Raw genomic sequence first — 17,239 nt, 5'->3', positions numbered from 1 at the left:
GCATAGCAGTGTTGCTCATTTTGAGATTTTACCTAGTTTAATACAGCAAGCCCACCAGAAACGTAGATAAACCTTGGTTGATATTACTGACGATACACATTAGCATCACCACCTTTATTGAGAAAGAAAATGCAAGACGCTTCTTCAGCCTTCTCTCACCAGAGTCTTTAATATTTGTTAACCTCTAGATTATAAGCGTAACAACACTTTTAGAAGTCCGCCTCTGGCGAGAGGTCCTGCTGCCTAGAGAAAAAGTAGTCGGTTTAGTAGCGCGGCATATTTTCTGAAGCAGCTATATTTTAGTTGAAACATATCTCGGTGCTTATCGGATTTTTCCTACCTACGATAAGACAGTAGACATAGGCCATAGAAATTCTCACAAGTCTTAATCAAATAACGTTGTTAGGAATGATGCAGACTATGCGTATCGTTTCAAAATAGCTCTGCTAGCTTCTAATAACTCGTCATACACTCTAATTTATTCATAACTCTAATGACCCGCAGAAGGGTTACTATTAAAACGTTAATGCTCTACTCAAGCCATGTGACGGTCAAACGTAAAAAATTACGCGCGCTATCGCAACTCATCTTACTGGGTACTATAAGTGCGATTTAGTAGATTATCGCCAGACATGTGCTCTTGAGCTGAAGAGTGATCGGCGCGTAGGGGTTGGAAAGGCTAGCCGCTATGGTTGTTTTGCCAAAAAGCCGGATCATTTTATAACGCAGTAGCTTGAGTGGCCACACAATATCCTTAGCGCATTTTATTCTATTAATTTAATGGCGCGAAAACTTGATAAAATAGGCCTATAACGAATACTCCCACCTGGAAAGTTTTGGCGAAAACCCTTTGTAGGTTAGATTTTTCGCTGTGTTCTCAGGTGTATGATGCTAGAAATGCTATTGCTGGTTTGATCGTCGGGTTATGATTCAATCAATTATGAGATTGGTTGGTGGTGCAACCGATCGCACCAAAGAAGCGCAGCATATACAAATTGGCAGGAAGTATCTGCTTTTTATGTTGAGTTTTTTAATTAACAGTCGTGACTGAGATTGATAAAGTATGCTCTTCTATATAAAAAATAAATTGTGAAAAAAGATTCGCCCTAACTCAAAAAATTTAGAAATTGAAACAAATATCAATGTTGCTCGAAAGACTCATGAGATATCTGTCGCAGCATGCGGCGCAAGGGTTCAGCAGCGCCCCACAATAGCTGGTCGCCTACTGTAAATGCCGAAAGATATTCTGGCCCTATATTCAATTTTCGTAACCGACCGACTGGAGTTTTCAGCGTCCCGGTTACTGCTGACGGCGTCAATTCCTTCATCGATAGTTCACGATCATTAGGGACGACGGTCACCCAATCATTATGTGTTTCGAGTAAGTGTTCAATTTCCGCTATCGGAAAGTCTTTCTTTAGCTTTAGCGTAAAGGCCTGGCTATGGCAGCGTAGGGCGCCGATGCGTACACACAAACCGTCTATCGGTATTGTCTGACGGGTGTTAAGAATTTTATTGGTTTCCGCCTGCCCTTTCCATTCCTCTCGGCTCTGGCCATTTTCAAGCTGCTGATCTATCCAAGGTATCAGGCTACCAGCTAGTGGCACACCTAAATGATCTGTCGGCAGATTGCCGCTACGACTTAGATCGGTAACCTGCCGTTCGATCTCTAGCATGGTTGAAGCCGGGTTTTTTATCGGTTCGGCTACTGCATTGTACAGGTCTCCCATTTGTAATAGGAGTTCACGCATGTGATGTGCGCCGCCACCAGATGCCGCCTGATAAGTGGCAACCAAAGCCCATTCAACTACATCCCGAGCGAATAACCCTCCCAGAGACATTAGCATGAGGCTAACGGTGCAGTTGCCGCCGACAAACGTCTTAATACCACGGTCCAGGCCTCGCTGAATCACTGCCTGGTTGACGGGATCGAGGATAATAATTGTATCATCTCTCATACGTAGCGATGATGCCGCATCAATCCAATATCCCTTCCAGCCTATTTCACGAAGGCGCGGATAAATTTTGTTGGTGTACTTACTTCCCTGACAAGTGACAATAATATCCAGCACGCTGAGCGCGTCAAGATCCCAGGCATCTTGCAGTACACTTTTCTGGCTGGTTATGGCTGGCGCCGGATGACCATGTTGAGAGGTAGAAAAAAATATCGCGCGGATGCCGTCAAAATCGCACTCTTCGGTCATGCGCTGTATCAGCACTGAACCAACCATACCGCGCCATCCAATAAAACCAACTTTTTTCATCGTTAGCTGTCCTGCCGTAGGGGGGGTGACAAACCATTTTCCGTACTCTTATACTGAATATTGTCACGTCAGTAGAATACGCTACTAACCACCATATAAAATGTAGCAGCAATGCCGCAAGTGATATTATTCTATATGAAGTTTTTTCAGCAGCAGCGCTGATATTGGGCGCTTGCCGTTACTAAGTCTTTGACGCTGATGACGTCGAGGTAATGAGGGAATAATGAGTGAAATGATATCGGTCACTGTTTTGTTATTTTTAATTATGGATCCCTTAGGCAACTTGCCTATATTCATGTCGGTGCTCAAACATCTCGAACCGAAGCGACAGCGTATTATTATCATCAGGGAAATGCTTATAGCGCTGCTTTTCATGCTGGTTTTTCTTTTTGCAGGAGAACACATTTTATCTTTTCTCAGCCTACGCACTGAAATGGTATCTATTTCCGGCGGAATTATTCTCTTTCTAATCGCTATCAAAATGATTTTTCCTGCCCAAGAAGGCAACTGTACCGGCCAGCCGATGGGGGAAGAACCGTTTTTGGTGCCTCTCGCAATTCCGTTAGTTGCCGGACCTTCAATCCTCGCGGCGATAATGTTGCTATCGCATCAGTATCCAGAGAAAATCAACTATTTAGTTTTGTCTTTACTAATTGCATGGCTACTTTCTTTTGTGATCTTAATAATGTCAAACATTTTTTTGCGGTTGCTTGGGAGCAAAGGAGTGAGCGCGCTTGAGCGGATCATGGGCTTATTATTGGTCATGATCGCGACGCAGATGTTCTTAGACGGTGTCCGAGCCTATCTCTGCGCCTAGGGATGGGGAATAAACGTTATCGCCCCTCTATAGACAATAGACTGAACGTTAGGGTTGCCTGCACGGCTTAAGAAAAATGCGCGACGGTCGATTAGTCACATCCGGCTCAGTGCGGCGCCAGACGATACAAGAACCTTACTGTAGCAAGGAGGAAGGAGCCATGTAAATAGCGTGCCGAAATCATACTTACCCGGAACGACTAGAAGAAAATGGTGTTGCGCAATTTTTTTTGAACACCCACAAGCTTTGATCATGTCTATGAAAAAAGATGATAGTACCTACATCAGGGGGGTTATTTTTATGTTTTGCCATTTAACGATATTGGTGGAGATTCTCGTCGAGAATCTGCTTGCTGAAATCGGCGCTAGATGAATTATACCGCTTCCTCTTATGGAAACGATATATTATAGCTATATCGCTATCAATAATTCTTGTTTCAGCGCCCTGTTTATAGACGAGAATCAATAGGACCATAATGATGAGGTTGAATTAATAAGCATTGTTCTTTCGGTTCAAGAAATCTATTGTTCTCTGAAACGTAAAATCATGCAAGTAGACTATATGCAAAAATAGCACACCTGATATAAAAGCAAATTTTATTCAAATGACAGAATAAAACAGCATGATACTATATAATTCAAAAAATCTTTGTAGGATGGCGAATGTAGAGCCGATATGCTACTTGACCGGTAACTTTTCCCCGATGTAACGCCCAGTGGGCGGGCATCTGAAGGGTCAGTGCTTCTATTTCGGTTTCAATGTAAATCCAGGCACCGTTAGACAATCTCCGGTATTGTTCTAGTACATCTACCGTCTTGTTTATCAGGCATTGCCTAAATGGCGGATCGATAAAGACCAGATTAAACGTATTTCCCGTCTGCGCAAGCCAGCGTAGACTATTGGTAGTGACGACCCGAGCTTGCTGCGCTTTTAATACCCGTAGATTCCTGACGAGCAGCGAGCTGACCGATCGATCCTGCTCAAGCAGGGTGAGGCTAGCAGCACCACGTGATAGAGCTTCCAGACCCAACGCCCCGCTTCCAGCAAAACAATCCAGACAATGCGCTTTCTGGATGACGGGCTCTAGCCAGTTGAACAACGTTTCCCGTATGCGATCACTCGTCGGTCTGAGGCCACTTCTATTGGGTACTGGCAATTTACGACCTCGCCAGCACCCGCCGATGATACGAATGTGACCGGCTGATCGGGGGCTGTTGGTGTTTGATATAACTTTCTTATGATGCATCAAAGCGCAAAAGACTACAGGTCCCATCAACGATATGCCCTTCTATTGTAGCGTACATGTTTTTCTTTAAGCCTAGCTCATAGATAAGACTGAATAATTGCATCTGGATCATGATATCACCACAGCGGTTGAAGAAATAGATTGTATGCCGTTAGCTTAGGGAGCTAATGTAGCTCTTTAAATTTAACACCAGCTTTAGTGCACATGCCGAAGTTTTTATACAAGGTTTCGCGTCCAAAAAGCTATTGTGAGGTGGTTCGGGTAGTAGGTATCATATATCTCATAGCCTATAATGCGGTTAAGGGTTGTAACTTTTAAGATGACCGCCCCTAGGCAGTGCCTCATAGTAATGCTGACTGCTATGATTACAGAGAAGTGTTTTGAACCGAAAAAGCTCTCTTTCAGTTATGTTAGGGCTCATGATGGCCTATTTCTTATTTTCAAGTATCATGCAATAGCGATTAGGGCTTGATTGTCAATAGCATTTTCACCTTTACAGCAAAGGTGTTTGGATGATCTTAAGCACTCTGAAACGGGGTAGGGGTTGGAAACTTTCTCTTGTTCCCCTATGAACCATGAACGTAGTAATTAATGTGTTTTTAAGCTTGCTCAGCCGATACGTCATAAATGTGTTCTTGAACATGCTTTATTAAAGCCAATGCGGCTTATGTAGTAGCGGTACTACCCATAAGATAATTAGCAAGCACTAGATCATGTCATAGGTGCGCGGTTTGATTACTGGATATCGTTTATATCATATGCTGCGATTTTCGAGATGCTGATATTATGCTCTTTGTACTCCTGTACCAAAAATTTTAGGTCGCTTCTATCAAGGACTCAACGAATGCTTTCATTGTCTTTGGAAGCTGCATGCTGATATGTACTTTTTTTGGTCGTCGCTTGCTACGTAAAGCAGAGTTCCGGTATCTTAGCGGCAGATTTGTCAAGTCGAATACGTAAGCTAACGAATCGCTATGAGGCTCTTAGCGAAAAAATGCATACCTTTTATATCATCAAAAACACGGTTCGTTTTCTTTAATCAAAACTGATATCGCCACCGTTTTCTGAGAAAAGTTTCTTTTTTTGTTCAGCAATATCTGACTTAATGTGTTCACGACAGTTGAGCAAGCGTTGTACGAATAAGTTGATTGAACAATCTTAAACTATAACATTATTATTATTTAATAACGCTAGATGAAATATAAACCTTGATATAGTGACGCTTTAATATCACAAATCAGTGAGTGAGGCATTAGTGGCATTGCAATTTACTAAGGTTTTTCGAAAAATCATTTATTACTGGCCAAAATATATTACTGGAACTGATGGTGTTTTGTCTCTGAGGGTTTATTACAACCCCCAGACGCTGGAAAATATAACTTTCATTGAAGCGTGTATAGTAGTGAAGAGCTAAGAAATTATATATTCAACAATATTGACATATCTGATCAAAGTCAATTTTTCCGAATAATGTGATTCAACACAATAAAATTTAAGAAAATTTTTTAGCTAGCCCACTATCTGCATTTTCAAAAAAAATCGCATTTATCGGTTAAAAATATTAAAGTTAACAACCTAAAAAATAGTCCTCAAGCATTGAAACTATCTTACAGTTTTAGATTAAAGAATGCTGCTATTTCTGCATAGAACGGTTTGGCTAATCACCGTTTTACTCAAAATAAAAATATTAGCAGGTGGCTGATTATCACACAGCGCTTCACTGGTTGCCCGGAGCGTTATAGACAGTCATGAGCGCAATGTCTAAGGTGTGTGGCTCTACTAATAAAAGTTTCAAATCAGTTTTTCTTAGCAAAAGGACGACAAAAAATACTGAATATTAGCATAAGAAAGTTAGACAACCGTGGAAGTAGCTATTTTATATGATGATATAGCACAGACTTGAAATTTTTTCGAAGGCAAAATAGGGAGTTTATGCGCAGTATTTATAAAATAGTTAACTATATCACACAAAAATATGCTAGTAAATAAAAAAGACATGTGATATTATTAAAAGATATTAATAGAAAAGAAATATTAATAATGTATCGGGCCTGCTGGATTGTATACAGAAATTCTACGAAAACAGCAGTAACAGACTTAACCCACTGAGGTGACATATTATAGACTTTCGTCAAGATTCAATTTGAAGAAGAATAGTACACCGCTGATCTCGACTCTTCATAGGTTCATAATATGCGCTATTCCTGACTATGCAAGTAACCCTGTAGTCACAAATAACTGCATTGACTGCAATAGACCAGATACATAAACAAGCAACTCAATGCTTATAAAGGACTAACTAAAATAGCTCGAGACTGTGTTACTATACTGAGAGGCTATGATTTGAGTTTTTTCAACTATGATGTGCCGATAGATTCGGTGATGGAAATCATCACCGAACGCCTTACATTAAATGAACCTGTTAAGAATGAAGCGCGCGGACCGTATCTTGCCACACTAATTATGCGAATATGTTCATTCGTTATAAACCGTTAGCTTTGTGTAACAAAGTTCCTCAAAAGGTTGCTATTAGACTGTGATCAGACAAGCGTCGATTTTGGCGAGACATTACCCCACCCACATTGTCCCGTGTAGGTGAGAAAAAATGAGGCCAGCCTCTCTGGGGGGTGAAAATAAATAGACTGAAGGAGTTCCCCCCGTACATTCGATACTAAAGATTCACTATGGCGATGTAATGATCCGCTCACTTCCCCTGCCTGCCTTTTTTGGTAGCAGGATAATTAATTGCTAAAAAAGTAGCACCTACCGTGGTTGCTGTTGCAATATTCATGTATATCATTAGGAGTAGTTATGCTTGCAGTAATTTTCGGTCGTCCGGGCTGTTCTTATTGCGTAAGCGCTAAAAAGTTAGCTGAAAAACTAACTGCAGAGCTAGATAATTTCACTTATAGTTATGTTGATATCTACGCTGAAGGCCTCTCCAAGGCTGATCTTTCGAAAATGATAGGCAAGCCAGTGAAAACAGTGCCTCAAATTGTTGTAGATCAGATCCATATTGGCGGCTACACTGATTTTGAGGCTTATATTAAAGCAATATTATAATCTCTACTGTTCTTCATGACGGCGACAGAAGTCAGTATTTGAGTTCGCTCGGGGCGTTACTACTACGCCGTTCTTTCAGAGTGTCATCCAAAGAACCGGATAACATATACTATTTTACTGAAGCATTAGATGATTATATTACCTGCATAATAACATACAGCGCTTATGATGTAATAGCGAATCATGCAAGTTTGAGCGGGGTGGGACGCCGATATTCTACAGCAGATAATAATACAACCTTTCTACTTCGAGAAAGAAAGCGTGATTCTGGGTATCATCTAGCTTATGCTGGCTTACTAGAGCACACCAAGCATCCTGGATAAAATCAATAACAGCATGCCTACATTGTACTCGGTATATCCGTCTTTGACTCAGGATAGCAGAGAGGTTTTTGACCCTGCTTCCAATTCGTTGATTATGCTCTATGATTTTAAGAATAGGCTCTAGAAGCGATTGCAGTTATTTGCCGTCCTTGATGTAATTTCAAGGAATTGCAATGTAAAAATGACTTGATATTCGTTGACCAATGCTACAGCTGTAAGCGGTGTTTAAAAAAAATCCAGTTCTATTGTCATTATTCAGGGGTTCAAAGAGAGATAAATCAACTATCGCTGATATTGCAACAAATGATTCTGGATGCTGGTATTGCATGAAACTTCGAAGGAAGTGCTACTGTATTTTTCAATAACGCGCATAAGAGAAACCAGAGGAGCATCCACAACATGGATCCTTACGCGTAAAGAATAATGATTCAGTTTATGCCGGGCGGGCAATGACCGAGCGATTTTCCATTTTTACCTCGGTGAGGGTGACGTCAAGGGTGTCGCCCTGACGGTAGCGTTCTCGCCCTTTTACCTGTATAGTGCCAGTGTCTTGGCGGAAGACAAGTTCATCACGTACGTTATGAATAAAGTGTGAGGGAATAAAAGCCCCCGCGCCGTTATCTAACAGACGTACTCGCATGCCGCCCCGCAGGATATCGACTATCTCCGCCGAAAATCGGCGCCCGCTTCCTGCTTTCGGCTGCAGGAAGCGGGCGTAGAGCCAATCTCCTACATCTCGCTCCGCCATGCGATTTTTTCGGCGGCGTTCGGCGAGTAGAAGCGTATCGTCTTCGCCTGGCCGCTCAGCTTCTCCGACACCAATTAATGATTTTAGAAGGCGGTGATTAAGCATATCGCCGTATTTACGAATAGGTGACGTCCAGGTTGCATAGGCATCTAGTCCTAGCCCAAAGTGCGTTCCAGGTGCCGTGCTGATTCCAGCAAAGGTTTGAAAACGGCGAATACGGCTATTCAGGTAAGTAGTAGGTAGGGCATCCAGCCGACGACGCAGTGCACAAAACCCCTCCAGCGTCAAAAGTTCACTTGCTTCGACATGAATGTGATGAGCGCGAAGAAGTGCCACTGCCCGATCTACTAGTAGTGGATTAAAACCATGATGAACATTGTAGAGGCCGTAGCCTAATCTGTCACGTAATATGCGCGCGGCACAGATGTTTGCGGTGATCATTGCCTCTTCTATCATGCGGTTAGCGATGCGGCGTGGCTCGATGACGATATCGTCTACATTCCCTTTTTCGTCAATTAAAAAGCGATAATCTGGACGATCCCTGAACACTAGGGCGTGATGCTGACGCCAGGCACTGCGGGCCTGGCAAACTTCGTATAGCAAGCGTAGCTGATCCCTTATAGCCTCACGGTTCGGATGCCATGTGCCGGTATTTTCTAGCCAGTCCGAGACATGGTCATAGGCCAGTTTGGCTTTAGATTCTACCCAAGCAGTAAAAAAATACGCATCATCGCATAGGCTTCCATCCTGCTGTACTGTAACACGGCACACCAACGCCGCCCGCCGTTCATGGGCACGCAGAGAGCAAAGATCGTCGGATAGCTCACGAGGCAGCATGGGGATATTGAGCCCTGGAAGGTAAGTAGTGAAAGCGCGTTCGCGGGCGATACGATCCAGCAGACTGCCGGCCGGCACCCACGCGGTGGGATCAGCGATGGCAACTGTCATGACCCAGTTACCGTTAGAGGTTCTGGTTAGATAAATGGCGTCGTCCATGTCTTCGCTAGCGGCGCTATCGATGGTGATAAAATCTAGCATAGTCAGGTCGTCTCGGGCGAGACCACTTTTCTCTATGGCAAGCCCTTCAGGCATTTCCGGTGCAGCGCGCGCAAGATTATAACGGGCGAGCGTAACCCACCAGGGTGCAAAATGGTCCTCTGCAGTAGCGACTAGTGCGGTGATTTCCGCGTAAAACTGGTAATCGCCTTTCAGTGGGTGGTGACGTAGTTCTGCAACTGCCCAATCGCCGGTTTTGAAAGTGTGGCCAATGCCGTGCTGCGGCCGCGTTAAAATTACTTCAATCAGCGGGTGATCTGGTGAGACGGTCATATAATCGTCTTTAATATAAAGACGCCCCACAAACCGTGTCAAAAATGGTTCGATAAGTTCTTCTGGCTCCGCAATCTCCCGGTCTTTCTGAGTTCGTATTACAGCGGTGATTTTATCACCGTGCATCACTTTTTTCATAAAAGAGGGTGGAATAAAATAACTTGTCTGCGGATCGACTTCTAGGAAGCCAAATCCTTTTTCTGTGCCTTTTACCACTCCTTCAACTCGTGGTTTCTGAGAATGTAGTTGCTTTTTTAGCTGTGCAAGCAGCGGATTGTTTTGAAACATAATGCCCAAAAAAGTGGATGAGAGTGTGTTAAGTTGCAGTAGATAGTTTTACGCGATTCGTTCTTTGGCGGCAAGTCTAGTGGTTATGTGAAGTAGGGGAAACGCATTCTTTAGCTTGCTTTCACCAAAAATAATCTCATTTATGAGCAGAACCAGCTTGTTCGCTTACCTTAACTTAGTGCGATAATATTTTTTTAGAAACCAATTTTGCAATATTCAGGCTTTATTGAACTTAATAGAGTATAGGAGGATTTAGTAGCCAGCAAAGCTGGTATAACCTAAAGCCTACAATGTACGGCATTTCTAAAAGCATTGTTCGGTTAAGTGTATTTTTAACTATTACTATCGCCATGGCTGCTTGTATCTCATACTCACGTAGAGCTAGCAATGGCCACTCAGCAGTGTGTTGAACCAGAACATAGCCGTTTTCAGCCAGCGTGGTGCGGTGAACGTATCCTGGCTGTTCCATGGATTATTACGCCTAATGAGATCTTTGTTTTCAGCCACGTGAGACTTTATGAAATAAAAGAGAATTATTCTGTTCTATGTTAAATTTTTTCTAGAAACACGCTATATGTTTCGCGGATGCGGTTTTCTCATCTAGTCTAACCTCATGATTGTACGCTACAGCAATCACGCTATACACTGCACGCTACCAGTTTTGAATCTGATTATTCCTATAATCTTGTGTGTAGTTACACTACAGAATAAGGATAATTCGTACTTAGACGTTTTAATGCAACAGAATAAGTAGCTTAATTTCCTTCCTTAATAGAGCATGATAACAGTAATGTGCATCGTAAGCCGCGGGATCAAGAGGCATTTTACTGACCGGGTCGTGGAGTTTGTTTGACACATCTGGCAGACGCCAGTACATCAGTCTTACTGGCGCCAGATAAATGGAAATAGATGGTATTATCTACGGTATTTTTAATGTAAGATGTCACTTACGCTATACTTTGCTTTTTTGCTGGGCTAAAATAGTTCGGTCTTCTTCTCAAGAAGTAGGGCAGTGTTAACTGATAGCATGTATGATACACGTTACTTTATGATCTTCCTGTATTGATGGAGATGATGAGGCCACTGATCCGCTCTTGGAAGAGGTCCGCAACCTTCTATAGCTTATTACCATAAGAATAAAGACAGGACTCAACATTAAATTTTGAGCGGTAGTCTTGATCCCTGGGGCAAGACAGTAGGGTATGGCTGGCGGCTGACTTGCTCGAAACGGGAAGTCACTCCCCTTGAAAACGCTTTCGTATAATCATCTGCGTTTATATGAGTATAATGTGTAGCTTCAAAGGCAAGCAGCGATAGCGACGTTGATTTTGTTGTGCCAAAGTACTTAACCGCATAATGAAATGTTCAGGCATCTCTCGTAGTCTTTCATAACGTTTATAGTCATGTTAAGTATTCCTGCTCTCCATGCATTATTTTAATCAACACCCCGTCTGCGTCGGAGAAAAGCATCACTGTAGGAATTGGCATGAGTCTATCTTTGATATACGTGGGTTGCAGTTTTGGCATGTATCAAAAAGATATGCAGGTAATGCCTAGATCTCTGTACAGCATCTTTCTCATTATTTAGAACAATGTAGTACCGTTGACAGAACAGTATCCCAGTCTATCTTGTTAAATGTTTTAATGGCGGATATGGGGCTAAAGCGTTTTTTAGTACAGCGTACAGATCTAGTATTTATCACCTATTATCTAATAATTTTTATATCAAATTTTATTAACTTCATTATTAAAAAAGGAAAATAATATCAAGCTGTGCAAGAAGAGATTCTTAAAACTGAAAAAAATACACAATATCGGGACTGCAGTCACGCCACAATAATCAGTTCGCGTGAGGGACCTCATCATACGCCCATGTCCATCTCTTGATGAAGAAATACCGCCCGTAGCGTTAAAGCAGTTTTGTTTTGCTAAAAGCCAGCACAGGTAGGTATAGAAACAATATCATGCAGCATACATCTACCTTACTTGATATAAAAAGTTTATTGACCGTGCTGCGCAAGCAGCGGGTTATCGCTTATCCGACAGAAGCCGTATTCGGGCTGGGTTGCGATCCGGACAGCGAAATTGCGGTTCAGGCGCTGCTCAAGCTAAAACGGAGATCTTGGCAAAAAGGGTTGATTTTAGTTGCGGGTCATTATGCCCAGCTCACGGATTATATTGACGAAAGCGCATTAGATAATACTGTACGGGAGCGCATCTTTTCGCGTTGGCCCGGCCCTGTCACTTGGGTGATGCCAGCACATCCTACAGCCCCGTACTGGTTGACGGGTCAATACGCATCACTAGCGGTACGTAATAGTGCATTTGAACCTGTCCGCCGTCTTTGCCTGGCATTCGGTAAGCCATTGGTGTCTACCAGCGCCAATCTGACCGGCATGCCTCCAGCGCGCACCACTGCCGAAGTGCATGACCAATTAGGAGTCGCTTTCCCAGTCTTCAACGAAGTCGTAGAAGGGCGTGATAATCCTTCTGAAATTCGCGATGCACTGAGCGGCGACTTGATTCGTCAGGGTTGAATATACTTGTAATCATTGCTTATTCTGAATCGGGTATTAAGATTCATTAAAGAATGCTGATGTTATCGATTTATTGATGCGAGCGCTCTCCAACGCTAAATCATAACGTTATCCAGGATAAGAAAAGGCTATATTGCCAAAAAGTAGAGCATGGCTTACTAAGCTTGCTTTATGGCATAGCAGGCTTATTTGTTTTTTTCGAAAACAGCTATTAATAGAAAATAATCTTTGACGGCTACCGTACATTGTAGCTCACATACCCTGCACTTTCAGGCTCACATCAAACTATGTATATTTTTTTAAAAAAAGGGAAAAATAATACAATGATTAGTTAATATATAACTATGCATCCTTATTTTCATGTCTGAGACAGGACAACAACATCGTAACGAATCAAGAATGAAGCTAAATTATAACCTGTGCATTATCACATACTTTTTCTGTTTATATTCTTTTGACATATTAAAATATGCAAGTGTTTAGGTTCATCCTGATCTCGTCCGTTATCTCTTGCCTGCTATTAGCAGGTGGTCTTTTTTCTTTACGCAAATTATGATTCTTCTTGAGTATTTGTCTTGTAAAGACGTGAAAACAGTTTCATACAACAGCGCGCTCTTAGTGGCGCTGAGCCGATTATGTACTTGGTGCAGGGTGTGTGAGTTAGACGAAATCTAACGAACCTTTAGACGAATTGATATGTTACCTTTTTGAGCTATTCAATGTTTTCTATTTGTAGCATAAAGACTGATAGATATTTCTTTCCATGTTTTATTGGTGTGACTATAAGAGCCCAATGAAAGAATGTCAATTGTAGAAAGTTTGCTAATGATGTTGTATATCTCAACACGTTCGACTTCATGCTCGCTAAAGTTGCTTTTGATCACTCCTGCCTATTATTCTTTACTTGTCTTTTTTGCATGACTAAAAAGCGCGAAATAGTGCGTGATGTTTCAACGTGATGTTTTAATAAAAGCATTCACGCTATCGATTCAAAAAATGGATTGTGCGGTGAAACGTAGAATTGACTTTATTGAATAATGCAGAATTGTTCGGTTCTGCTATGTATGTGTAATAGACAACGCTTGTCATTTTATATATGTCGTGATTTTTTTGAGGTGTAAGTTCATAATATTACGCTGAAGAGACTCATTAGTACACTGATCCTAATGCGTAACATTCATTTATTTAATCAGTCTTATCATCACTCAACACGCGCCGAAGCTGATACCAGCCTATATATAGGTTGCTTCCTAATATTATGCATGTACGCAAGAAAAGTTAGAGACCGAACGGAGCTGGGGTACCCTAATCGGGGTTAGGGGCTGGTTACTCCGTGGTTCATGAACTACAATAATTCTCAATAAGTTATGTTTAGGTCATTGCTGATTGCGAATAGCATCCTAAGGGCGTGATTTTTTATCTTCAGACATAGTTTGTAGCCATTTTTTTAATGATTCTTGCACTGTAAGCCTGCCGATGATTAGTAAGAGTATAGGGCATCACTGTAGAAAAACGTCGAAAGATGGTTGAAAAGTTTGTCGCACAAGGCCTGCCCTTGTTGATTGCCAAAACTATGGTAAAAATATGGTGAAAGATGATGCAGTACCTGGAACAGGGTTTGCTCGAGCACTGATAATACCTCAGAAGCCTACGAGAAAAACCTTTTATGATATTATGAAAGAGATAATATCTTTTGAATAAAAAATAGGTGCTTCCGTCTCCTGCTAATAGCCTCTTGCCTTGAATAGAATTATATTCTTCTTTAATTATACAGTAGACCACTATGTGGTTCGTAGTATGCTTGGATTGCATTAACGAATATAAGCCGCTGTATTTTTTTGCGAAACACACTTAGCATGCATACTTCTGCGTAAAACAAGACCTCTTCATTGGCGCCTTGCGCTTGTCATAATTGTGGTCGATATGGGTCAGACCGTTCATATACGGCTGTAGTGCTGTGGGTATTTTAATACGACCATCAGCCAACTGATAATTTTCTAGTACCGCTACCAACGTACGACCAACTGCTAGACCAGAGCCGTTTAGTGTATGCACCAGCTGTAGTTTTTTATCCTGTTGGCTACGGTAACGTGCCCTCATGCGTCGCGCCTGGAAGTCTCCGACGTTCGAGCAAGAAGAAATTTCACGGTAAGTATTCTGCGCGGGCAGCCAGACTTCTAAGTCGTAGGTTTTACAGGATGAGAATCCCATCTCACCAGTACATAGAAGCACTTTTCGGTACGGCAGTTGCAGCAACCGTAGCACCTTTTCGGCATGACCTGTCATCTCCTCTAGTGCTTGCATCGACTCCCCAGGGATGACCACCTGCACCAGCTCTACTTTTTCGAACTGGTGCAAGCGAATGAGACCGCGAGTATCACGCCCGTACGAGCCAGCTTCAGAGCGAAAACACGGCGTATGAGCGGTTATTTTAAGCGGCAGTGCGTCTTCCTCCAAGATCTCGTCGCGTATCAAGTTTATCAGTGGTACTTCCGCACTTGGGATCAGCACATAGCCTCGAGTGTTTACATCTTTTCTAAGAGGATACGTATAAAAAAGATCCTCGGTAAATTTTGGTAATTGACCAGTGTTATATAGTGAGGCCCGATTCACCAGACAGGGCAGATTATGCTCCAGATAGCCGTGCTTTTCAGTATGTAGATCTAACATAAACTGAGTTAGCGCGCGGTGAAGGCGAGCAATTTGGCCACGCATTACGACAAAGCGCGCACCGGTTAGCTTCATCGCTGCAGAAAAATCAAGACCGTTAGCTATGTTTCCTAACTCTATGTGGTCGAGAATGGGAAAGCTGTATTGGCGGGGCTCGCCCCAGCGAGAGACTTCTCGATTGTCATTTTCATTTAAGCCGTCGGGAACCTCGTCGGCGGGAATATTGGGCAGCAATAGCATGTAGTTGCGGATTGTTCCCTGAAGGATGTTTAGTTCAGTCTTGGTGGCGCTTAAACGTTCACTTAGCTGATTGCCCTGCTTGCGAAGCAAGTCAATATTTTGCCCGTACGATTTCACGATGCCAATTGCCTTGGAGCGACTCTTGCGTTCAGCCTGTAGATTTTCGGTTTTTACCTGGAGTGCTTTTCGGCACCTTTCCTGCTGGTGTAAGGTCGTTACATCTAGTCTAAAGTTCCTGCGAGCTAATTTTTCGGCGACTGCGTTGAGCTCGTTACGCAGTAGATTAGGATCGAGCATATTAGTCCTGTGCTTTATGGTTATCTAATGTACATGAACGCTGTCAGGCTATGGCCGCGGCCCTCTATATCGAGGGCCGCGCGTCAAATTAGTCAGTGCTAACCTTACGTTAACTTTGAATTTATCGGTAGTTTTTTGTTTTGTCATGTCAACTCAGTTAGCCAAGTTAGGCATGCGTGTTAGCATTGTTTCCTCATTTGTTCTATCTTTCGCCAGCTAACCATATAGTAACCGTGATGGTGATTAAGATTTGACGCTAGTGGTAGCTTATAATATTCGATTGAATCATCTTGTCATATATCATCGTTTATTTTGGAAAAGATGTTATAAGAAAGATATGTGATGTAAGCATGAATTGATGAAATCCACTAGATTAGGTGAAAGCATACTGCTAGAAGAGATGCTGTACAAGATGCGAAGGTGTTCGGTATGCCTAACATCGCAACCCAATTACGTATCGTGATCCTTACCCTCTCTGAGCTGCTCGGTGCATCATAGTCACATAGATTCAGTGAACTGCCAGGAATTATTATAAGACAGCAGACAATCTTGTTAGATAGTGAGTTGCGGTGAAAGCGCACGAGTTTCCCCCCCGAGTATCATAACTGCCACTCAGATGCTGATTGCAACTAATTAGCTAGGCCAATCGGATGGAGCTGGCGACTATGCCATATCCAGCTAGTGGGCACATAACCAACTTGATTTTTCCTCAACAGTACATCACATAAAAAGTCATGTGTCTGGTTAGCATTATTAGGCGAGGATTTTCGCACGTTATAGGGGTTGTTTCATGACATCAGATCAATTTGGTATTTTTATAGAACTGCTATGGGAGCAAATAGCATAAATAAAATTTTATCTAGTACCGATGTCTATTTCCAGATGTATCTGATGTCTATGACTTTCCTATCTCTATGTTTTTTGATTAGTTTCTTTATGTGTATTCACCAAAAAATGTAAGGCCGGAGTTATCACAGTGACTAGATAGGTCACTGCACTACATGTCGACATGTGTCTGCGTGTATAACTTTTCTTTACTCTCTTGTTCAGAAAAGAAAACTCGTCTTATCTTCAAAATAGTACCGTATGTTTACATATGCGTCAAAAAATTCTTCTTATGCATTCACGAAAGGCTGAGCACCTATTGCATCATTAGCATAGTGAACGTTGATCTATCTGATATCGTCCCGGATCTTATCGCTATGCCCTAGAGCACTTTTTTCTATCTATGCAGAAATAGTTGATGCATCTCTAATATTCTGTCAGGGAACTGCGCTTCTTACGTGCTTTGCTATCAGTCGTTCTAATGAACATTAGAAAACTTAACTTTTCCATAGATGCTATTTTTTGAAATTTTTAATACACATGTAATTAGCTGCATTAATAATCACTTAAATTTCGCTTTGTTCAAAAAAAT

At 42.1% G+C, this 17,239-nt stretch carries 8 protein-coding genes; 3 read left to right on the top strand and 5 right to left on the bottom strand.

The genetic code is table 11. The features are described 5' to 3' along the window. Positions 1-1,139: 1,139 nt before the first annotated feature. Complete coding sequence (gene asd, locus A359_RS01805; protein WP_014888132.1) at positions 1,140-2,264, bottom strand: aspartate-semialdehyde dehydrogenase; 1,125 nt, start codon at positions 2,262-2,264, stop codon at positions 1,140-1,142. A gap of 223 nt (positions 2,265-2,487) precedes the next feature. On the opposite strand from asd, the gene A359_RS01800 reads away from it, so the two are divergent. Further along, the gene (locus tag A359_RS01800) at positions 2,488-3,081 is read left to right on the top strand and encodes a YhgN family NAAT transporter (RefSeq protein WP_014888131.1); all 594 of its coding nucleotides are present in this window, start codon (positions 2,488-2,490) and stop codon (positions 3,079-3,081) included. Positions 3,082-3,718: 637 nt separating this feature from the next. Here the strand turns inward: A359_RS01800 and rsmD are convergent. After that, positions 3,719-4,327 carry a 16S rRNA (guanine(966)-N(2))-methyltransferase gene (rsmD, locus tag A359_RS01795; RefSeq protein ID WP_044104713.1) on the bottom strand — a complete coding sequence of 203 codons (609 nt, stop codon included), beginning with the start codon at positions 4,325-4,327 and terminating at the stop codon, positions 3,719-3,721. Positions 4,328-7,138: 2,811 nt separating this feature from the next. Here rsmD and A359_RS01790 point away from each other — a divergent pair. After that, complete coding sequence (locus A359_RS01790; protein WP_014888129.1) at positions 7,139-7,390, top strand: GrxA family glutaredoxin; 252 nt, start codon at positions 7,139-7,141, stop codon at positions 7,388-7,390. A gap of 756 nt (positions 7,391-8,146) precedes the next feature. On the opposite strand, the gene A359_RS01785 is transcribed toward A359_RS01790, so the two are convergent. Both A359_RS01785 and A359_RS01780 read right to left on the bottom strand, forming a co-directional pair. Then, positions 8,147-10,078 (bottom strand): exoribonuclease II, encoded by a 1,932-nt coding sequence (locus tag A359_RS01785; protein ID WP_014888128.1) that lies wholly within the window; start codon positions 10,076-10,078, stop codon positions 8,147-8,149. A gap of 232 nt (positions 10,079-10,310) precedes the next feature. Continuing rightward, positions 10,311-10,547, bottom strand: coding sequence for a hypothetical protein (locus A359_RS01780; RefSeq protein ID WP_014888127.1), 237 nt, complete (start codon positions 10,545-10,547; stop codon positions 10,311-10,313). A gap of 1,495 nt (positions 10,548-12,042) precedes the next feature. On the opposite strand from A359_RS01780, the gene A359_RS01775 reads away from it, so the two are divergent. Then, positions 12,043-12,615, top strand: coding sequence for a Sua5/YciO/YrdC/YwlC family protein (locus tag A359_RS01775; protein WP_014888126.1), 573 nt, complete (start codon positions 12,043-12,045; stop codon positions 12,613-12,615). Between the two features lie 1,851 nt (positions 12,616-14,466). On the opposite strand, the gene serS is transcribed toward A359_RS01775, so the two are convergent. Beyond that, the gene (serS, locus tag A359_RS01770) at positions 14,467-15,822 is read right to left on the bottom strand and encodes a serine--tRNA ligase (protein ID WP_014888125.1); all 1,356 of its coding nucleotides are present in this window, start codon (positions 15,820-15,822) and stop codon (positions 14,467-14,469) included. Positions 15,823-17,239: the final 1,417 nt, after the last annotated feature.

The organism is secondary endosymbiont of Ctenarytaina eucalypti, from assembly GCF_000287335.1.
Lineage (GTDB): Bacteria > Pseudomonadota > Gammaproteobacteria > Enterobacterales > Enterobacteriaceae.
This window is presented reverse-complemented; position numbering and strand designations above follow the sequence as displayed.

Bases quoted from the DNA above. Each gene is read 5' to 3' on its own strand.
- asd (WP_014888132.1), bottom strand. From the start codon at position 2,264: ATGAAAAAAGTTGGTTTTATTGGATGGCGCGGTATGGTTGGTTCAGTG.
- rsmD (WP_044104713.1), bottom strand. From the start codon at position 4,327: ATGCATCATAAGAAAGTTATATCAAACACCAACAGCCCCCGATCAGCC.
- A359_RS01790 (WP_014888129.1), top strand. From the start codon at position 7,139: ATGCTTGCAGTAATTTTCGGTCGTCCGGGCTGTTCTTATTGCGTAAGC.
- A359_RS01775 (WP_014888126.1), top strand. From the start codon at position 12,043: ATGCAGCATACATCTACCTTACTTGATATAAAAAGTTTATTGACCGTG.
- A359_RS01800 (WP_014888131.1), top strand. From the start codon at position 2,488: ATGAGTGAAATGATATCGGTCACTGTTTTGTTATTTTTAATTATGGAT.
- serS (WP_014888125.1), bottom strand. From the start codon at position 15,822: ATGCTCGATCCTAATCTACTGCGTAACGAGCTCAACGCAGTCGCCGAA.
- A359_RS01785 (WP_014888128.1), bottom strand. From the start codon at position 10,078: ATGTTTCAAAACAATCCGCTGCTTGCACAGCTAAAAAAGCAACTACAT.
- A359_RS01780 (WP_014888127.1), bottom strand. From the start codon at position 10,547: ATGGAACAGCCAGGATACGTTCACCGCACCACGCTGGCTGAAAACGGC.